This window comes from Actinomadura sp. BRA 177, from assembly GCF_013372625.1.
Lineage (GTDB): Bacteria > Actinomycetota > Actinomycetes > Streptosporangiales > Streptosporangiaceae > Spirillospora.
Window position 1 is genome coordinate 1 of sequence record NZ_JABXFD010000212.1, and the last position, 18,960, is coordinate 18,960.

Consider the following 18,960-nt stretch of genomic DNA (forward strand, 5'->3'; position numbering starts at 1 on the left):
GATGGGTATAAGAGACAGGGTGTTGGCAGTGGGTGAAAGTTGGAGTCACGCCACGTCGTCGCATGGCGATGTTGGCCTGCCCGCGCGACCCCTTCTTGTCAGTTGGGGGTTGCCAGGGTTAGGGGGAGGATTGTTTTGGCGCCTGACTGTTTTAGGAGGCGGGTGGCTACTGTCATGGTCCAGCCGGTTTCCAGTCGGTCGTCTACCAGGAGGACGGGGCCCGGGTTGTCGGCGAGGGCGGTGGTCAGGTCGTCGGGGACGGTCAGGGTGTGCCAGACGGAGCGGAGGCGCTGGGCGCTGTTGTGGCGGCGCGGGACGGGGTCGCCGACAGGGGTCAGTTCGCCCAGGTAGGTCAGGCGGCCGATCTCGGCTATGCGCCGGCCGAAGGTCGTGACCAGGCGGGGGCGGGAGCGGGAGCCGATCGTGACGACGCCGGTGGGGCGGGCGGGCCAGTCCCAGGCGGCGAGGACCTTGACGACGGCGTCCACCAGGTCGGCGGGGACGTCGGTGTCGGGGGCGGCGAACAGGTCGCGGGGGCGGTTGCCCCAGCCGATGTCGGTGAGGCGGCCGAGGGCCCGGCCCGTCTCGGCCTGGAGGTCGGGTTTGATCCGGCCGGAGACGCCGAGGTCGTCCTTGACGCCCGTGGGCCACATTCGGCGGGGGGCGATGTCGACGCCGGGGCGATGCAGGCGGTCGCGGGCGCGGGTCGTGCTCTCCTGGGTGACATCGGCGGGCCAGTGGCGGCCCGTGCAGTTGTCGCAGCGGCCGCAGGGGGCGGCGGCAGGATCGTCCAACTGGTGGCGTAGGTACTCCTCGCGGCAGGATTGAGTTGCGATGTAGTCGAGCATCGCCTGCTGTTCGCGGCGGCGTTCGGCGGTGACGCGCTCGTAGCGTTCGCGGTCGTAGGTCCAGGGGTCGCCGGTGGACGTCCAGCCGCCCTTGACGCGGCGGGCCGCGCCGTCCACGTCGAGGACCTTGAGCATCATTTCGAGGCGGGCCCGGCCCAGGTCGACCATGGGTTCGAGGGCGCCGGTGGAGAGCGGGCGGTCGGCTGTTCCGAGGACCTCCAGGGTGGTGCGGACGGTTTGCTCTGGGGGGAAGGCGAGGCTCGCGAAGTAGGCCCAGATGTCGCGGTCTTCGCGGCCCGGCAGCAGGATGACCTCGGCGCGGTCGACGCCGCGGCCGGCGCGTCCGATCTGCTGGTAGTAGGCGACGGGCGACTGCGGGGCGCCGACGTGGACGATGAAGCCGAGGTCGGATTTGTCGAAGCCCATGCCGAGGGCGCTGGTGGCGACGAGGGCCTTGAGCTTGTTGTCCTGGAGGTCCTGCTCGGCTTGGAGGCGTTCGGCCTGCTCGGTCTGGCCGGAGTAGGCGGCGACCTCGTGGCCCCGGTCGCGCAGGTGGCCGGTGATCTCGTGGGCGGCGGCGACGGTGAGGGTGTAGATGATGCCGGAGCCCGGCAGGTCGGCGAGGTGCTCCTCCAGCCAGGCGATGCGCTGCTCGGCGGTGGGGAGCGTGACGACGGCGAGGTGCAGCGACTCGCGTTCGAGCGGGCCGCGCAGGACGAGGGCGTCGTCACCGGCGAGCTGCTCGGCGACGTCCTGGGTGACGCGGGCGTTGGCGGTCGCGGTGGTGGCGAGCACCGGGATGCCGGGCGGGAGTTCGGCGAGCAGGGTGCGCAGCCGCCGGTAGTCGGGCCGGAAGTCGTGGCCCCAGTCGGAGATGCAGTGGGCCTCGTCGACGACGACCAGCCCGGCGCCGGCGGCGAGCTTGGGCAGGACGAGGTCGCGGAAGTCGGGGTTGTTGAGCCGTTCGGGGCTCACCAGCAGGACGTCCACCGCGCCCTGCTCGACCTCGGCGAAGATCTGGTCCCAGTCGCCGGTGTTGGACGAGTTGATCGTGCGGGCGTGGATGCCGGCCCGGTCGGCGGCCTCGATCTGGTTGCGCATCAGCGCCAGCAGCGGCGAGACGATCACGGTGGGGCCGGCGCCGCGCTCGCGGAGCAGCCGGGTCGCCACGAAGTAGACGGCGGACTTGCCCCAGCCGGTGCGCTGCACGACCAGGGCCCGGCGCCGCTCGACGACGAGCGCGCGGATCGCCGTCCACTGGTCGTCGCGGAGCCGGGCGTGGTCGCCGGCGAGGGCGCGCAGGCACCGCTCGGCATCGTCCCGGAGCTGCTCTGGAGTGCTCATGCGTCCTTGGTACCAGCGCCGCGGAAGGCCCCGCACCAGAATCGCGTTCTGTGGATAAGCCAGGTGGGGAGCCGCGGAGTTGGAGCGCGCGGGCCCTGGGTAGCCTGCCTTCAAGATCGATGACAAGGCGGGGAGGGGCACGAGCAGGCGAATGCGCGCGGCCGAACGCTTGCGGCGGACATGGCAGGTCCTGATGGACGGGTCTCCCCCGGAACCGCCCGAAGAGGAACCCAGCGAGATCGTCGACCCTCGGGCGGTCGATCTCGTGCTGCGCGTAGGCGAACTGCTGCTGGCCAGCGGCGAGACCACTGAGCGCGTCAACGAGGCGATGCTCAGCCTGGCCGTCGCGTATGAGCTTCCCCGCTGTGAAGTACAGGTCACGCTGACGAGCCTTCTGGTCTCGGCCCATCCCGGTAAGGGCGCGCCACCCATGACGGGGACGCGGGCCATCCGCCGCCGTACCCCGGCCTACTGGCGGCTTACCGCGCTGCACCAGCTCGTCCAGGACGCGTCCATCGGCATGCTGGAGCTGGACGAGGCCCACAAGCGGCTCAGGGACATCAAAACGGGCCGCGCACCGTATCCGGCTTGGCTCCTGGCCGTGTCGCTGGGGCTCATCGCCGCATCGGGCAGTGTGCTGTCCGGTGGTGGACCGCTCGTGGCGACCACCGCGTTCATCGCGACGCTGCTCGGCGACCGTACCGCCGCCGCCCTGGCGCGGCGCGGTATCGCGGAGTTCTTCCAGCTGACGGTGGCCGCCGCGATCGGTGCCGGTGCCGCGGCCCTGGTCGTGGCCATCGGCGACCCGGGACACGCCTCCACCATCGTCACCGGGGCGATCCTGGCGCTGCTGCCGGGACGTCCGCTGGTCGCCAGCATCCAGGACGGCATCACCGGCGACCTGGTGAGCGCCGGGGCCCGGGTGCTGGAGGTCTTCTTCATGATCGCGGCGATCGTCGCGGGGCTCGGCGCGGTCGTCTACTTCGCGGTCAGCATGGGCGTGCCCATCGACGTCAAGCATCTGCCCACACCGGCGGCGGAGCTGAGACCTGTCGCGGTCATAGCCGCCGCAGCGATCTCGGTGACATTCGCGGTTTCCCTCGCCGCGCCTAAGGACGTCCTTGTGGCCGCGGCCCTGGGCGGGGCGTTGATCTGGGTGCTGTACGTCCTCGTGCGCGGGTGGAACGTTCCGCCTGTGCTCGCTGCGGCAGTGGCGGCCACCATCGTCGGTACTGCGGCGAACTGGCTGGCCCGAAGACACCAGCAGCCCGTGATGCCGTACGTCGTCCCTGCCATCGGTCCGCTTCTGCCCGGGACGGCGCTCTACCGGGGCATGGTCGAACTCAACACCGGCTCACCGAACACGGGCGTACTGAGCCTTATTGGGGCGGTTTCCGTGGCGCTCGCGTTGGGCGCCGGCGTGAACCTCGGTGGCGAACTCGTCCGGGCGTTCCAGCGGGTCGGTCTCGGCGCGTCCGGACGGTGGGCCCGTCCGGCGGCCCGCCGCACGCGCGGCTTCTGACATCCCCGCATTTTGTCGGTGGCGGAGGTTACGTTCGCGGCATGTACCGACAGGGAGACATCCTGATCCTGCCCGTGCCGGACGAGGCGGTCCCGCAGGCCGTCCGCGACCTGCCGCCGTCCCCGCGCGACGGCCGCGGCCGCATGGTGCTGGCGCTCGGGGAGGCCACCGGGCACGCGCACGCGCTGGCCGCGCCCGGCTCGCTGCTGCGCGTCCCCGATCCGCTCGCCCCGGACCATCTGCACCTGCCGTCCGGCGGGCGGCTGGTGCACGAGGAGCACGCGGCGATCACGCTCCCCAAGGGGTGGTACCGGGTGATCCGCCAGCGCGAGTACGTGCCCGGCGCCGTCCGCGTCGTGGCCGACTGAGGGGATCGGGATGCTCACCGGAACGGTACGCGAGACCCATTACGTGGTCGGCGACTGGCAGTCGGCGGCATTCGGCACCGGTCCCGCCGACCGCGCCCGGGCCGAGGCCGGCGTGGCCGCCGCCTACGCCGCCGCAGGCTTGGACGCCCCCGAACGGTACATATGGGTGCCCTCCCCCGCGCGCGGCGCCGTCGCGGCGGCCGTCCTGGCGGGGCACGGCGAGGCCTTGCAGACGGCCGGCCTGGACGACCTGCTCGAACAGGCCCGGGCCGACCTGGGTGAGGGAGCCGCGGGCGGGAGCGTCCTCGCGGACGTGCGGACCCGGCCCTGGGAGGCTGAACGTGCGGCGGCCTGCTCCGAACAGGGGCCGGAGCAGTGGCCGCGCACGTGGGCCGACACCGGGGGCCTGCTCTGGAACCAGGTCCAGTCGCTGGTTACGCGGGTTCGCGCCGCCACCGGGGAGCAGGCCCATGCCCGCTCGCGCGCGGAAGGGAACCCGCTGCCGGCACAGGAACGGGTCGCGTCCCTGCTGCGTGCAGCCGCGCTCGACGCCGTCCTGGGCCAGCACGACGCGCCGTGGCTTGCGCTGTTCGAGTCGCTCGGACGGCTGGACGGCCCGCTCGCCGGCCTCGCGGAGGTCGCCCGCTCGGCCGGCTGGTGGTGGCCCTACGAGCGGCTGGTGATCCTGTCCGAACGTCCCAGCGAACTGCATCGGGACGAGCCGGGACGGCTGCACCGGGGCGATGGGCCCGCCCTCGCCTATCCGGACGGTTTCGCCTTGCACGCCTGGCGCGGCATGCCGATCCCGCGCGATTTCGTGTCTTCGCTGACCGACCTGACACCGGACCGCATCTCGTCCGAGGAGAACGCCGAACTACGCCGGGTGATGCTGGAGATCTTCGGATACGACCGCTACCTGGCCGAAACGGGCGCCCGTCCCCTGCACCGGGACGAGACGGGCGTCCTGTGGTCGATCGACCTGCCCGGCGACGAATCCGTGGTCATGGTCGAAGTGGTCAATTCCACGCCCGAACCCGACGGGACGCATCGCACCTACTATCTGCGCGTCCCGCCCGGCACCCGCACAGCGCGCGCGGGCGTCGCCTGGACGTTCGGTGTGGACGAGGCCGACTACCACCCCGAAAAACAGACCTGAGCCTGCGGGTGTCCCTTGGTCGCACTTCCCCAGTCACCAAGGGACGCCCGCTGTCACGGCGCGGCGGCCTGCGCCCAGGTGACCTTGCCTTCGGCGGTGGAGCGCCACCCCCACGAGTTGGAGAGCGCGCCGACGAGCAGGAGGCCCCGGCCGTCCTCCGCCTGTAAGTCGAGGATGGGCGCGGACGGTCCCTGCGGATTGTCGTCCCACACCTCCACCATCACGGTCTTGTCATCGGGCAGGTAGAGGACGAGCGTGATGGAGTTCGCGTGCCGGATCGCGTTCGTGACGAGCTCGCTGGTGATCAGCTCCAGGTCACCGTGGACGTCCCGACGGTTCCACCCCTCCAGCGCCGCCCGGACCGTGTCGCGGGCAGCGCGCACCGCGCCCTCCACTGGCTCCAGCGCGAGGACGAAATGGGGCCGATGTCGGTGGTCCACGGCACCGCCTAAGTTCGCCGGCTAACGCAAGCATGCGCCCTCAGCGCCCGTCCTGCACGGCGTCCGGCCCGACTGCCCGGTCCGACTCCCGCCGCCCGCCCCGCCGAAATCCCGTCACCTGCCGCATCACGAAACCCGGCCGGCTGACCACCCTCGGTCACGCCCCTGCCGCGCCCCCAACTCCGATAGCTCTCGCTGCGGTTAGGGCGGAGAAGGTTGGGATTCGTTCTAGGACGCCGTTGGTGAAGGTGTTGTAGAGGGCCAAGGGCTCCAGGTGGACGTAGCCGATGTGGCAGTCGCACGTGTTCAGGGGGCACGGGCGCGGGGTCAGGGCGTCACGGAACGTGCCGTCGTAGAGGTTGCCCAGGATGGACGGGACGAAGTGGCAGCGGCGTACTGTGCCGTCGCCGTCCACGGACACCACTGTCTCACCGGTCTTGCACGGGAGTCCGCGGCTGGCGTGGGGGCGGCGGCTGAGGGGGAAGAGCGGGTCGATCTCGGTCCAGGCGGCGGCTTCGGCGTCGTCGTAGACGCGTCCTTCGGCGGCGTTGACCCACAGGTACGTGCCTGCGGGCAGGTCGGCGCGGAGGCGGCGGGCGGCGTCGAGGTGGTCGGGCTGGCCGACGATCCCGACGCTGAATCGGACGCCGCGTGTCGCCAGGTCGCGGCATTTGCCCAGGAACCGTTCGTACGGGACCTGGCCGGGGTGGTACGTCGCCCACAGCGCGAGCCGTGTGAGGTCGGCGTCGGCCGTCCAGGAGACGCGGTGGCTGAGGTTGGTCTGGATCGCGACCCGTTCGACGTGCGGAAGGTGGCTCAGGGTGGTGAGGGCTTGCCTGTACCAGGAGCGCACCAGCCCTTCGCCCCATGGGGTGAACAGTACGGAGATCGGATGCTCGCAGGCCGCGACCCAGTCTGTGAAGCGTTGGAGCGCGGCGCGGTCGGCGCGGAGTTGGGTCGGTGTATCGCGGCGCTTGGCGAAGGGGCAGTACGGGCAGTCGTAGTCGCAGCTCGCCAATGGTCCTCGGTAGAGGATCGTGAGGTGGTCCATCAACGCGCCTCGTAGGAGTCCATGAGGGACTGGGCGCGGGACGAGAAGAGGGCGGGTCCGATGGCGTCGGAGTAGGCGAGGCCCTCCGGAGTCAGGCGGAGGATTGTGTCGGACGCTTCCAGCCAGTCACGAGCCTCGAATGGTGCGAGGGCGGTGGTGAAGTCGTCAAGTGGGTCTGTTCCAAAGCGCGCGCTGTAGGTGTTCCGGTCGAGGCCTGTTGTCTGAAGAAGTGATTGGAGTAGGTGGCGGCGGCGTTGTTCGTCTTCCTCCAAGGCGAAGCCCACCCGGGCGGTCGTGAGGTCGGTTTCGTTCACGTAGGAGTCGATGATGGAGCGCACCTGGCTTGCGCCGACCGCGTACTCGAACGAGTAGTGCAAGCGGGATGTGTAGGAACGGGCTCCGCAGCCCAGGCCGACCATGCCGTCGGTCTGGCAGCAGTACTCCGTGCCGTTGGCGGTGTCTCCGGGTAGGCGGAACATCCGCATCGACACCTGTTCGTAGCCTTCGGCCAGAAGGTGGTCACGGCCGATTCTGTAGAGGGTGAGGCGCTGGTCGTCCCAGTCTTGGGTACGGCGTCCCAGGCCGGTCAGCGGACGGACGTAGAGGGGATACAGGTAGATCTCCTCTGGGCGCCACGTGAGGGCGGCGTCCAGGGAGTGCAGCCATGTCGCGGGCGTCTGGCCGTCGATGCCGTAGATGAGGTCGATGTTGAGGGTCGGGAAGCCCATGGCCCGGATGCGGTCTAGCGCGGCCTCCACTTCGGCGCGTTTCTGTGGACGGACGGCCGCGCGAGCCTCGTCGTCCAGAAAGCTCTGCACGCCGATGGATATCCGGGTCGTTCCGCGTTCGGCGAGGACGGTCAGCCGGTCGGTGGTGGCGGTGGCCGGCGATGTCTCCACGCCGAGCGGAATCGAGCCGAAGCCCTGGAACCGTCCGGCAATGTCGCACAGTCGTTCCAGTTCGGACGCGGTGAGGTAGGTCGGTGTGCCGCCGCCGAAGGCCGCCGTGGCGAAGACGGGAGCGTCCAGGGCGTCCAGTACGGCGGTCGCCTGCCGGTCGAGCGCGTCCAGGTAGGCACTGGTCAGTTCTTCGGGCGCGCCAGTGCGGGTGAAGAGGTTGCAGAAACCGCAACGCATCTCGCAGAAGGGGACGTGGAGGTAGAGGAAGAGCGAATCAATCGACTCCCCCGCCCATACGTCGCGCAGCGAAGGCGCAGGGTTCAACGGACGGTAGGCGGTCTTGTGCGGGTACGCGTACACGTATCCCTGGTAAGGCTTCACGGCAGGATGAACTCCCCGTACGGAACGGTCCAGACGACCTCGTGGCCGATGCGGTGCCCGGTGTGGCCGTCCTCGCCGTAGGCCGTCCCATGGTCGGAACAGACGATGACGAAGCACGGACGGCGCATCAGCGCGAACAGTCGGCCGATGTGGGCGTCGATATGGCGGAGGGCTGCGGCGTGACTGGCGCGCGTGTCCCCGTCCGCCTTCGTGGCACCGGGCAGGTAGAACCAGTTGGGCTGGTGCAGGGACGCGACGTTCAACAGCAGGAACAGGCGCCGGTCGTCGGGCAGCCGTCCCAGGATCTCTGCGACGCGGTCGATCTGGTTGGGCAGCGCCTCGGGGTCGGTGACGCCGAACTCACGTTCCCAGTGGCTTTCGGCGAACAGTGACGGCAGCGCCGACCCGAGTGGCGTCAGCTTGTTGAAGAACCCCACGCCGCCCACGCAGACGGTGTGGTACCCGGCGGCGGCAAGTCCGGACGGCAGGTCGGCGGCATCGAACGTCCATGTATGGGACGCGGTCGTCTCGCTTCCCGGGAACGCTCCGGCAAAGAGACGTGGGTGCGGCCCAGGGGACGCGGGCGTCGGCATGAACCCGGCCAGCATCGCGGCATGCGCCGCATAGGTGAAGCTGCCCGGCGTGTGGCGGCGCTCCCAGCGGCCCCCTGGCAGCAACCCGGCGAGCGTAGGCGTCTCCCCGGACGCGGCCATTTCGGCGGCCACGTCGTAGCGCAGCGTGTCGAGCGTTACCAGCAGCAGATCGTGACTGCCCACGACGGTGTTCATGTCGCGTCCCGTCACGCCGTAGCCCCCGCCGTCGGCTGCTGAAGTAGGGCGACCTGGGCCGCGTACGTGTCGAGTCCCTCGGCAGCCCCTCCTGGCAGGCCGGTCAGCCCTGGGAGCAAATCACCGAATGCGTTCACCTCGCAGACGGAGAACCGCCTCAAGCCCGCCCCTACGAGCAGGTCGACGCCGACCATTGGGCTGCCGGGAAAACAGGATGCGGCCCGCGCGCACACGTCGAGCGCTCGCCGCCACCCGTCCTCACCAAGCGCGCGCTGCACGGCCCCAAGGTCTCCCCTGGCACCGCCCAGATGCAGGTTGGTCATGGGTGTGCGGCTCGTCCGGACGACCGCGTGCGTGGGTTCGCCACCGATGACGACGACCCGCAGGTCGAAGACGCGGCCGTCGAGCGTGGCCTTGGGCAGCCACCGCTCCACGTGCAGGCCGTCCGGCGCGAGCATGTCGATCAGCGCCGCGACCTCCTCCTCGGTCCCGTAGGAGCGCACGCGCAGCGAGTTGACCAACCGGTCCCCCGCCATGAACGCCGAGGTCACAGCCCTTACTCGGCCCGGCGCGGTCTGCAGGGCGACCACGCCGGACGCGGACGAGCCGTGCGCGGGCTTGACGAACACCCGCCGCTCCCCTGCCTCGTCCATCCGGGATCGAAGCGCCGCATAGCCGTCGATGTCCGGCAGCGCGGCCGGGACCGGGACGCCGGCGGCCTGCAGACGCGCATGCGTCAGCCGCTTGTCGAACATGACCGCGATCTCCTCGACATCGCCGAGAACCCGCGCCCCGGCCGAGGCCGCCGAGCCCGACAGCCGCCGCAGCGCCGTCGTGAACGTCCGATACCAGGGCGCACCGCCGCCCACGCGGGACGGTTCGCCAGGGCCGCGCAGCAGCGCGTCGGCCTCGCGGTCCTCGCCCGGCGAATCGATGCGCACAACGTCACCCGCACGCACGTCCAGGGGGACGCCACGCAGCACGTCCGTCCATGGAACGAGACGCGGTTCGGGCAGCCCGGCGGACCGGCACGCCGCCGCGAACAGCGCGGGACGCCGGTCACCGGGCGTCCCCACCACGACAAGGCTCATTCGGCGACCGCGATGTAGGAGCAGCTGATGTCGAATTCGAGCCGGCGCCACTCGGGCTTCAGCCATTCGGGCCGGCCCTGCGGATCGTCCAGATTCACCCGGACGCCCGGCAAAGCCTCCCGCACCCGCGTACCCATCTCCTCGGTCAGGTAGTGGTGGTGCAGGTCGAGCTCGGCGAGGTGGCCGAGCGGACGGCCGGACAGCAGCGCCTCCGCGCCCGCGTCGGTGAGCGTGCCGAGGGCGAGGCTCAGCGACTCCAGCCGTGCGACGACGGGCGCGTCCGCCACGGCCTCGGCGATCCGGTCGTGGGCGGCGGCCTCCACCAGCCGTCCCACCGGGTCGAACTCCTCGCAGTCGAACCCCCAGAAGCCGATGACGAGATGCGTGACCCGCGTCGTGTCGACCTCCCGGAGGAAGCGGTCGAAGTTCTCGGGGACCTCGGCTCCCCACACGCCGTTGTCGTGGACGCGGTGGTAGATCCCCCACGCCGCCTCGTCCGGGGCGGGGAGCGGCCCGTCCGGCTCCCCGTCGAAGGTGTGGACGGGGAGGTCGGCGAACGTCGAGAGCCGTTCCTGGATCATTCCGATACCGCGATGTAGTGCCAGTCGCCGTCCGGCTTCTCCTGCTCGTCCAGGTCGACCTCGACGCCGGGCAGCGCCGCCTTCACCCGCGCCACCATCGCGTCCGACAGGAAGTGGTGGTGCAGGTCGAGTTTGCGCAGGTGGGTGAGCGGCTGCCCGGCGAGCAGCGCCTCGGCGCCCTGGTCGGTGAGGATGCCCATCGCCAGGCTGAGCGACTCCAGCCGCGCCACCACGGGCGCGCCCGCGACCGCCGCCGCGATCTCGTCCTGGATCTCGCTGTCCTCCAGGCCGAGGTGGCGCAGCGCGGGCAGCCGCTCGCCGCCGAGGAACGGCGCGAGGTCGGCGACCGTCGCGTCGCCGCCGTAGTTGTCCTCGCCCAGCCACAGGTCGAGGTGCTCCAGGTTCGGCAGTTCGCTCGCCCCCACGGACCGGACGACCCGCGCCGGCAGCCCGCCCGACTCGAACCGCAGCACCGTGAGCCGCTCGCTCTTGACCGGATCGAGGACGAGGCCCTGCGAACCCCGCACCTCGAACCGCTCCAGGCCCGGGAACGCGGCGAACAGCGGCGTGATGTCGGAGTGCTCGATCCAGGAGATCTCCGACTCCTCGCCGGTGATGTCGCCGAGGAACAGCGCCCTGAGCTTGGGGAACGACGCGGCGGCCGCGGTGAGCAGCCCCACCGGGTCGCCGGCGCCGCTGTCGTACTCCGCGCCCCAGTAGCCGATGATCAGCGCCGTGACCTCGGCGGTGTCGACGGTCCGCAGGAACCGGGCGAAGACGTCGGCGAAGTCCTCCTCGTCGAAGGACGTCCCGACGAACCAGGCGGCCTCGCCCGCCGGCGGGAAGTCCTCACCGGCGGCCGGGTCGCCGCCCTCCCCGGACGGCCGGGTGTCCTCGTTGAACGTGGCCACCGGCAGGCCGACATATTCCTCAAGGTGCTGATAAACGCCCATGGGTCCCCTTCGCGAGTTCGTCGGCACATGTCCTATCAGGACGGACGGACAAACCGCGCCGGTTTCCCTCCGGAGGGCGTCCGGCATGTCAGGACGCGATCAGCACGGACCCCTTGTACTCGTCCTCGACGAACTTCTTCACCTCCGGCCCCTGCAGCAGCTGGACGAGCTTCCGCACGCGCGGGTCGTCCTTGTTCTCCGGCAGCGTGACGATGCCGTTGGCGTACGGGTTGCCCTCGGCCTTCTCGGCGGCGAGCGCGTCCTTGTTCGGCGCCAGCCCGGCCTCGATGGCGTAGTTGCCGTTGATGACCGACAGGTCCACGTCGTCCAGCGACCTCGGCAGTTGTGCCGCCTTGACCGGCTTGAACGTCAGCCCCTTCGGGTTGCCCGCGATGTCCCGCTCGGTCGCGGTGACCGGCGCGTCCGGCTTCAGGGTGAGCAGGCCGTTGGCGGCGAGCAGCTTCAGCGCGCGCCCCTCGTTGGCCGGGTCGTTCGGGACCGCGACCTCCGCGCCCCGCGGGACGTCCTGAAGGCTCTTCACCTTCTTCGAGTAGACGCCGAGCGGCTCCAGGTGGACGGGCGCGACGAACGTCAGCTTCGTCCCGGACTGCTTCTCGAACTCCTCCATGAACGGCACGTGCTGGAAGTAGTTGGCCGTGACCTGCTTCTCCTTCAGCGCCGTGTTCGGCTGCTGGTAGTCGCTGAACGTCACGATGTCGATCTCGAGCCCGGCCTGCGCGGCCAGATTGTCCTTGACGTAGGCCAGGATGTCGCCATGCGGGACGGGGTTGACCGCGACCTTCAGCGGGGCGTCCGGATCGTCCGACGCCTCCGACGAGCCGCAGGCGGTCAGGCCCACGAGGAGACCGACGGAGGCCAGCGCGACAGTGATCTTGCGAAGCACGACAAGTGCCTTTCTGTGGGTTACCGATGGGTCAGGCGGCGGGCGACGAGGTCCCCCGCGGCCTGGATGAGCAGGACGAGGACGACGAGCAGCGCGACGGTGGCGACCATGACCCTGGTCTCGAACCGCTCGTAGCCGTAGACGACGGCGAGGTTGCCGAGCCCGCCGCCGCCGACCGTCCCCGCCATGGCCGTGTAGCCGATCAGCGCGATGACGGTGACGGTCAGCCCGGACACCAGGCCCGGCCGCGCCTCGCGCAGCATGACCTTGCCGACGATCTCCCGGCGGGTGGCGCCGATCGCGTCCGCCGCGGCGACCACGCCCGGGTCGACCTCGCGCAGCGAGATCTCGACGAGCCGCGCGTAGAACGGGATGGCGCCGATCGTCAGCGGGACGATCGCGGCGGCGTTGCCGATGCTGGTGCCGACGACCACCCGGGTGAACGGGATGATCGCCACCATCAGGATCAGAAACGGCAGCGAACGGCCGATGTCGACGACGACGCCGAGCGCCCGGTTCACCGGCGGCGCGGGCAGCAGCCCGCCCCGCTCGGTGACCACCAGCAGCACGCCGAGCGGCAGCCCGAGGACGACGGTGAACAGCGTGGCCACACCGGTCATGTAGAGGGTGTCCACGGTGGCCGGCCACAGCAGCGGGGCGACTTCGTCCCAGGTCATCGCGCATCCTCCCGGCTCGCGGCGTCGGCGGGGTTCGTCTCGGTGGGGTTGGCTGTGGCGGCGGGGGTTCTGACGTCGACGGTCAGGCCGGAGTCGCGGAGGAAGGCCAGCTGCGCGGCGTTGGTGTCGGGGTCGCCGGGGAGTTCGAGCTGGAGGCGGCCGACGCGCTCGCCGGCGACCGTCTCCACGGCGCCGCCGAGGATGTTCACGTCCAGCGAGTACTTGCGGGCGAGCGCCGACACGAACGGCTCGTCGGTGGCGCCGCCGGTGAAGGTGACCTCGATGAGGGTCGTTCCGGCGCGGGGTTCGGCGGGCGGCAGCGGGAACAGGTCCCGCGCCAGCTCCGAGCCGGGGCGCGCGAGCAGGCGCGTCACCGGGCCCGACTCGGTGAGGCGGCCGTCCCGCATGACCGCGGCCGAGTCGCAGATGCGCTTCACCACGTCCATCTCGTGGGTGATCAGCAGGATCGTGAGGCCGAGCCGCCGGTTGAGGTCGCGCAGCAGCTCCAGGATCGACGCGGTCGTCTCCGGGTCGAGCGCGGACGTCGCCTCGTCCGACAGGAGCACCTTCGGACGTCCGGCGAGGGCGCGGGCGATGCCGACGCGCTGCTTCTGCCCGCCCGAGATCTGCGCCGGATATACCCGGGCGTGCTCGGCGAGTCCCACCAGCTCCAGCAGTTCGGCGACGCGCCGCGCCCGCTCGGCGCGCGGGACGCCCATGACCTCCAGCGGGAACGCGACGTTCCCGGCGACCGTCCGGCTGCCGAGCAGGCCGAAGTGCTGGTGGATCATGCCGATGCCCTGGCGCACCCGGCGCAGGCCCCCGCCGCGCAGCGCGAGCAGGTCCTGCCCATCGACCACAACGCGGCCCTCGTCGGGACGTTCCAGCAGGTTGACGCAACGCAGCAGGGTGCTCTTGCCGGCGCCGCTGCGCCCGAGCACGCCGAAGACCTCACCCTCGGCGACGGTCAGATCCACCCCGTCGACGGGCGACCACCTCTCGGCCGCGGTCGCGGTAGCTTTTTCGAAGTTTTTCGATCTGAATCACAGGAAATATCCCAGGCAGGCAGGGGGCGCCGGACGAGCGGCAACGGTCAGGACGACGGCATGCGGCGCGATGCGCGCCGGGGCTCAGGAGACGCCGGGCGGAAAGGGAGCGTGGCCCAGCAGATGGCGTTCGAAAGGCATGTGCGACTCGGGGACGTCGTGGACGGCTCGCTTCGGGGCGCGAGGCTCAGGCAGCAGGGGCCCTCAGCGGTCACACATTCGCCGGCAACACGTACGCCGCATGGCCCGCGCCATCGGCGGGCGGTGCTCACGGCACAGACGTACGGAGGACATGTCAGCAGTTAACCGGCTTCACGCCAGTGACTGCAACTCCGCCCAGTGTGATGTCAATCGCCGTGAGCCGCACCACGCCGGGTTTCATGCGGGCGTCCATGCCGCGCGGCGCAGGGCGAAGTGGCGTCGCCGGTTCCCTTGGCTTACGTTTCGTCGCGGTAGTCGACGTAGGTGGTGCCGGAGCCGCTGTGGACGGAGATCGACCGGGACGAGTGAGGGTCTATGACGGCCTGGTTCAGGTGGGTGGAGCCCGACCCCGTCCCGGCGTGGACGGCGTAGCGCGACCCCGGCGGCACGATGATCTTCGCCGTCCCCGACCCTGTCGACGCCTCGACGATGTCCGGTGGCTCGGCGTAGCGGAGGTCGAGGGAGCCGGACGACACCCGCGCCCGCGTGTCCGGCGACCGCAGCCCTGTCGCGGTGATCGCGCCGGACCGGGCCCGCAGCCGCAGCCGCCCGCGCGCGTCGGCGACGCCGATCCCACCCGTGCCGGTGCGCAGATCGAGGTCGCCGGCCAGCCCCCGGATGTTGATCTCTCCGGATCCGGACACCGCCGAGACGCGCGTTCCCGCCGGTACCTGGACGTCGATGTCGGCGCCGCAGTCGCCGCCGAGCACGTCCGTCCCCGGGCAGCGGAACGTGACGATCAGGACATCGCCGGTCAGCGACTCGGTGACGTCGGGCTTGCTCAGCCCCCACCGGAGGTCCTTGTAGACGCGCGCCTCGCCGTCCTGTCCGGGGCCGACCGAGACGTCGGCGCCGTCCAGGTCGAGCCGCAGTTCCTTGATCGCGTGGTGGTAGGGCGTGACGGACGACGCGGTCTGCCGGAGAGCCCGTCCGGACGCCTTCAGCAGGGCGGGCGTCACGACGACCAGCGCGGTCACGACCGCCAGCGCGATCCAGACGCCTCGCCGCCGGGGCCGGTCTGGGGCAGCGGCGGTCATGTCTCGCCGTCCAGGAACCGGAGCACGGCGAGGACGCGGCGGTGGTCGCCCTCGGCGTTCGGCAGGTCGAGCTTGGCGAAGATGTTGTTGATGTGCTTGGCCACCGCGCTCTCGCTCACCACCAGCGCCGCGGCGATCCCGGCGTTGGAGCGGCCCTCCGCCATCAGCGCCAGGACCTCCCGCTCGCGCGGGGTGAGCCGGTCGAGCGGGCCGCGGTGCCGGCGCAGCAGGAGCTGCGAGACGACCTCGGGGTCCAGCGCGGTGCCGCCGGACGCGACGCGGCGCAGCGCGTCCAGGAAGACCGAGACGTCCGCGACGCGGTCCTTGAGCAGGTAGCCGATGCCGCTGGTGCCGGCCGAGAGCAGGTCGGCCGCGTACCGCTCCTCGACGTACTGCGACAGCAGCAGGACGGCGATCTCGGGTGCCTCCAGCCGCATGACCAGCGCCGCGCGGACGCCCTCGTCGGCGAAACCGGGCGGCATCCGGACGTCCACGATCGCCGCGTCGGGCCGGTGCTCGCGCACGGCGGCGAGCAGCCCCTCCGCCTCGCCGACGGCCGCCGCGACCTCGAATCCGGAGGTCTCCAGCAGCTTGATCAGCCCGGCCCGCAGCAGCACCGAGTCCTCGGCGATCACAACGCGCACGGCAGCTCCACGGTGACGGTCGTCGGGCCCCCGGCGGGGCTGGTGATCCGGAACGTACCGTCCACGGACCGGACGCGGCGCGCGAGCCCGGTCAGCCCCGTCCCGCCGGACGGGTCGGCGCCGCCCACGCCGTCGTCGCGGACGGTCACGCGCAGCGCGTCACCGCGACGGACGACCGCGATGTCCACCTCGTCCGCTTTCGCATGTCGCACCACGTTGGTCAGCGCCTCGGACACCACGAAGTACGCGACGGCCTCGACGGTGGACGAAGCACGCGGTTCTACCTCGACCGTGAGCCGGACGGGCAGCGGCACCCGGGCGGCGACGCCGGACAGCGCGGCGTCCAGGCCGCGGTCCTCCAGCACGGCCGGGTGCAGGCCGCGGACCAGCGTGCGCAGTTCCGCCAGCGCCTCCTTGGCCTCCTCGTGCGCCTCGACGATCACCTGCATGGCCTCGTCCGGGACGCCGGTGAGCGTCTCGCGGGCCAGCCCGAGGTTCAGCGCGAGGGAGACGAGCCGCTGCTGCGCCCCGTCGTGCAGGTCGCGTTCGATGCGGCGGCGCTCGATGTCGGCGGCGTCCACCACGCTGGCGCGCTTCTCGGCCAGATCCTCGACACGCCGCTCCAACTCCTTCGCGCGGTCGGGGCCGAGCAGCGCGGCGGCGGCACAGGCGTCCAGCGCGCGGACACCCGCCGCCGCCCACGGCGCCGCCACCAGGAGCAGGACGCCTACCACGGTGAGCGCGGCGACATGTGCTGGACCGCCGATCGGAGCCCCGGCCGGCAGCGCCCACACATATAACCCGGAGGCGGCGAGGACGGCCCCGGCCGCCCACATCATGATCACGATCAGGCCGCCGATCGCGAGGAGCGGCCCCACGACCAGGTGGTACTGGAGCACGCGCCACAGGTCGGGCGAGCGGAGGTTGCGGAGCGGATCCCACGGACGACCGTCGTCGAGGTCCGGCATGCGTAAAATGTCCAGGCCGAGCATGGCCCAGCACCGCTCCCGCTGCCAGGACGTCAGCGGACGCAGCGCGAGCAGCAGCAGGACGATCGACGCGCCGGCCAGGACGAGGACCGGCGTCACGTCCACCGGCGTCCAGACCGTCCAGGACGCGCCCAAGATCAGCCACCCCGCCGCCTGCAGCGGCACACCGGAGGCCACGAACACGGTGTCGCGCCACGCCGCGGCCGACCACGGCGGGTGGGCCACGGCGATGGATGCCATGAAGCAACCGTATTGGCGCAGTTCGTCCGGCACCATGAATCTGGCCGGAGGTCCGAGGGTGAACCTGGTGCCACCCCGAGTCGGATAGCGACACTACTGACCTCGCTGGGAGCCGCGGCGAAGCTTGATCATGCATCCGGAGAGCGGATGCGCACCAGTCACCTTCCGCAGGAGCCCTCATGGTCACCACCGCCGTCCGACCGCGACCGCCCTCCGTGCGCCGCCGCGCCGCACGAACGGCAGGGGCGTCGTCCGAAGCGTTCGTTGCGGTGCTTTCGCGAGAGAAAGACATCGCCCGGCGGTACTTGGAGTGCCGGGGTCCGTTCGGCCCTCGCGGGAGCCTGGTCTCCGCCGCGCGGCGGGCGACCGAGAGGCGGTGGGTCGGGTGGGGGCTGGTCGCCGGCGCGGCGGCGCTGGTGCCGTGGATGTGGGTGCTCACCGCCACGATGCCGTCCACGACCACGGTGTCGAACTGGTCGGCGGCCTGGGTGGGACTGGACGCGATGGAGGCCGCCGCCCTCCTCGGGACGGGCGCGCTGCTCCTCCGCCGCGACCCCAGGTACGGGCTGTGCGCCGCCGTCGCGGGAACCCTCCTGGCGGTGGACGCGTGGTTCGACGTGATGACCGCCACGCCCGGCCCCGCCCGGACGTCGGCGATCATGGTCGCGGCCGGGCTGGAACTGCCGCTGGCGGCGCTCTGCGCGGCCCTTGCCGCGCGGTCGTTCACGCAGCGTGGAGCCATGATCGACGTTCCGGTGAACGGTGATCGGCAAAGCGTGGAAGGGAGTGCGGCAGATGGGTGAAACCAGACGAGCCGGACCTCTAGAGTGAGTGCCACGTGAGGGCCCTCTCGCGAGAGGGCCCTTTGTCCTGCCTGCACGATCCAGAGGTCCCGATCATGAACGACCACGAGGTGCACGAGGAGTGCATGAGGCTCCTCCGGGACGGCCTGCCCGTCCCCGCCCCCGCCGCCTTCGACGCTGGACGGGACTTCCTTCCGCTCGGGCTCGACATGGACGGCGACGTCGCCGTTGTCACGTTCCTGCACCAGTGGAGCGACGCGTCGGCGTTCATCGAGGGCTGGACGTTCCATCGCCGCGACGGCGAGTGGCGGGAGCTGGGCGGCGCCGGCGGATCGGCGCCCGCCGACCCCCTGATGCGCCGCTCGTCCGGGGAGATGGGGCGCCACCTGCTGAAGTACGGGTCGGGCCGGACCGTCCGCAACTCCAACCGGCTGCTGCCGTGGGGCGCCAAGTTCGTGCACGAGGCGCGGCTGCGGGTCTCGGTCGAGGTGGCTCGGGTCAGGGTCGGCAACCGGATCCTGGACGTCCCCGAGCACGGGCACGTCGTCGTGGTGTGGGGCGCGCGCCGCGGCCCGGTCGTGGAGGCCCTCGCCGCCGACGGCTCCGTGCTGGACGCCATGGACCTCGACCGTCCGGCCGTACCGGCACGTCCGCAGAGCTGATCAGCGGCAAGACCACGCGGCGCAACCGGGCGCGCTCGGCCTCGATTTCGGCGCGTTTGTGGGCCTGCCACCGCGCCACCGCCTGACACGCTTTTCCTGGCGGCTCTCCGGGCATGCCTTTAAGCATGGCCCTCACACCCGACTACGACTCGGGCCCGGAGCGCTTCCGTCTCGCCGGCAGAGTCACCAGGAAGTACCTGATCGGGGCGCGGAGCCTGCACGACCATGTCGCCTCGAAGCTGCTGAACGCCGGCGCGTCCCTCGTCCTGGACATCGGCTGCGGGGAGGGCGCCCTCAGCGCCGCCCTCCCCGCAGCCGATGTCCAGGACGAGGGA

The 18,960-nt window shown here is 71.2% G+C and carries 19 protein-coding genes and 1 pseudogene; 6 read left to right on the forward strand and 14 right to left on the reverse strand.

Going from position 1 to position 18,960, the window contains the following annotated elements:
• Nucleotides 1-98: 98 nt before the first annotated feature.
• Nucleotides 99-2,192 carry an ATP-dependent DNA helicase RecQ gene (locus HUX53_RS07635; protein ID WP_176402452.1) on the reverse strand — a complete coding sequence of 698 codons (2,094 nt, stop codon included), beginning with the start codon at nucleotides 2,190-2,192 and terminating at the stop codon, nucleotides 99-101.
• Nucleotides 2,193-2,385: 193 nt separating this feature from the next.
• On the opposite strand from HUX53_RS07635, the gene HUX53_RS07640 reads away from it, so the two are divergent.
• Genes HUX53_RS07640 through HUX53_RS07650 form a run of 3 tightly spaced genes read left to right on the forward strand, consistent with a single transcriptional unit; the run spans nucleotide 2,386 to nucleotide 5,238 of the window.
• Complete coding sequence (locus HUX53_RS07640; protein WP_176402453.1) at nucleotides 2,386-3,714, forward strand: threonine/serine exporter ThrE family protein; 1,329 nt, start codon at nucleotides 2,386-2,388, stop codon at nucleotides 3,712-3,714.
• Nucleotides 3,715-3,755: 41 nt separating this feature from the next.
• Nucleotides 3,756-4,082 (forward strand): hypothetical protein, encoded by a 327-nt coding sequence (locus HUX53_RS07645; RefSeq protein ID WP_176402454.1) that lies wholly within the window; start codon nucleotides 3,756-3,758, stop codon nucleotides 4,080-4,082.
• Nucleotides 4,083-4,092: 10 nt separating this feature from the next.
• Nucleotides 4,093-5,238 carry a DUF6745 domain-containing protein gene (locus HUX53_RS07650; RefSeq protein ID WP_176402455.1) on the forward strand — a complete coding sequence of 382 codons (1,146 nt, stop codon included), beginning with the start codon at nucleotides 4,093-4,095 and terminating at the stop codon, nucleotides 5,236-5,238.
• Between the two features lie 53 nt (nucleotides 5,239-5,291).
• On the opposite strand, the gene HUX53_RS07655 is transcribed toward HUX53_RS07650, so the two are convergent.
• The 13 genes and pseudogenes from HUX53_RS07655 to HUX53_RS07715 form a co-directional block, all read right to left on the reverse strand.
• Nucleotides 5,292-5,678, reverse strand: a complete 387-nt coding sequence (locus tag HUX53_RS07655; protein WP_176402456.1) for an ATP-binding protein — start codon at nucleotides 5,676-5,678, stop codon at nucleotides 5,292-5,294.
• 157 nt (nucleotides 5,679-5,835) lie between these two features.
• Nucleotides 5,836-6,729 carry an STM4011 family radical SAM protein gene (locus HUX53_RS07660; RefSeq protein WP_176402457.1) on the reverse strand — a complete coding sequence of 298 codons (894 nt, stop codon included), beginning with the start codon at nucleotides 6,727-6,729 and terminating at the stop codon, nucleotides 5,836-5,838.
• Entirely contained in the window at nucleotides 6,729-8,009 is a 1,281-nt protein-coding gene (locus tag HUX53_RS07665) for an STM4012 family radical SAM protein (protein ID WP_309237103.1), read from the reverse strand. The genes HUX53_RS07660 and HUX53_RS07665 overlap by 1 nt, the downstream gene beginning before the upstream one ends.
• Nucleotides 8,006-8,797: an STM4013/SEN3800 family hydrolase gene (locus HUX53_RS07670; protein WP_176402458.1), complete on the reverse strand. Its 792-nt coding sequence runs from the start codon at nucleotides 8,795-8,797 to the stop codon at nucleotides 8,006-8,008. Before HUX53_RS07670 ends, HUX53_RS07665 begins: the two co-directional genes overlap by 4 nt.
• 11 nt (nucleotides 8,798-8,808) lie before the next feature.
• Nucleotides 8,809-9,888, reverse strand: coding sequence for an STM4014 family protein (locus tag HUX53_RS07675; RefSeq protein ID WP_176402459.1), 1,080 nt, complete (start codon nucleotides 9,886-9,888; stop codon nucleotides 8,809-8,811).
• A pseudogene (locus HUX53_RS39935) lies at nucleotides 9,885-10,193 on the reverse strand (hypothetical protein); the annotation flags it as partial. The gene HUX53_RS07675 and the pseudogene HUX53_RS39935, both read right to left, overlap by 4 nt.
• A 272-nt stretch (nucleotides 10,194-10,465) precedes the next feature.
• The gene (locus tag HUX53_RS07685) at nucleotides 10,466-11,422 is read right to left on the reverse strand and encodes an STM4015 family protein (protein ID WP_176402460.1); all 957 of its coding nucleotides are present in this window, start codon (nucleotides 11,420-11,422) and stop codon (nucleotides 10,466-10,468) included.
• Between the two features lie 88 nt (nucleotides 11,423-11,510).
• Nucleotides 11,511-12,326 carry a MetQ/NlpA family ABC transporter substrate-binding protein gene (locus HUX53_RS07690; RefSeq protein ID WP_176402461.1) on the reverse strand — a complete coding sequence of 272 codons (816 nt, stop codon included), beginning with the start codon at nucleotides 12,324-12,326 and terminating at the stop codon, nucleotides 11,511-11,513.
• A 20-nt stretch (nucleotides 12,327-12,346) separates the two neighbouring features.
• Nucleotides 12,347-13,003 carry a methionine ABC transporter permease gene (locus HUX53_RS07695; protein WP_176402462.1) on the reverse strand — a complete coding sequence of 219 codons (657 nt, stop codon included), beginning with the start codon at nucleotides 13,001-13,003 and terminating at the stop codon, nucleotides 12,347-12,349.
• Nucleotides 13,000-13,980: an ATP-binding cassette domain-containing protein gene (locus tag HUX53_RS07700; RefSeq protein ID WP_309237104.1), complete on the reverse strand. Its 981-nt coding sequence runs from the start codon at nucleotides 13,978-13,980 to the stop codon at nucleotides 13,000-13,002. The genes HUX53_RS07695 and HUX53_RS07700 overlap by 4 nt, the downstream gene beginning before the upstream one ends.
• Nucleotides 13,981-14,486: 506 nt before the next feature.
• A complete protein-coding gene (locus HUX53_RS07705) occupies nucleotides 14,487-15,287 on the reverse strand; it encodes a DUF4097 family beta strand repeat-containing protein (protein ID WP_176402463.1) in 801 nt (266 codons plus the stop codon).
• A complete protein-coding gene (locus tag HUX53_RS07710; protein ID WP_176402464.1) occupies nucleotides 15,284-15,931 on the reverse strand; it encodes a response regulator transcription factor in 648 nt (215 codons plus the stop codon). The genes HUX53_RS07705 and HUX53_RS07710 overlap by 4 nt, the downstream gene beginning before the upstream one ends.
• The gene (locus HUX53_RS07715) at nucleotides 15,919-17,160 is read right to left on the reverse strand and encodes a sensor histidine kinase (protein ID WP_176402465.1); all 1,242 of its coding nucleotides are present in this window, start codon (nucleotides 17,158-17,160) and stop codon (nucleotides 15,919-15,921) included. The genes HUX53_RS07710 and HUX53_RS07715 overlap by 13 nt, the downstream gene beginning before the upstream one ends.
• A gap of 269 nt (nucleotides 17,161-17,429) precedes the next feature.
• Here HUX53_RS07715 and HUX53_RS07720 point away from each other — a divergent pair, with 269 nt between their 5' ends.
• The 3 genes from HUX53_RS07720 to HUX53_RS07730 form a co-directional block, all read left to right on the forward strand.
• Nucleotides 17,430-17,963 (forward strand): hypothetical protein, encoded by a 534-nt coding sequence (locus tag HUX53_RS07720; RefSeq protein ID WP_176402466.1) that lies wholly within the window; start codon nucleotides 17,430-17,432, stop codon nucleotides 17,961-17,963.
• 95 nt (nucleotides 17,964-18,058) lie between these two features.
• Entirely contained in the window at nucleotides 18,059-18,625 is a 567-nt protein-coding gene (locus HUX53_RS07725; protein WP_217919186.1) for a hypothetical protein, read from the forward strand.
• 125 nt (nucleotides 18,626-18,750) lie between these two features.
• Nucleotides 18,751-18,960 (forward strand): hypothetical protein (locus HUX53_RS07730; RefSeq protein WP_176402467.1); only part of this gene is annotated, 210 nt, incomplete at its 3' end.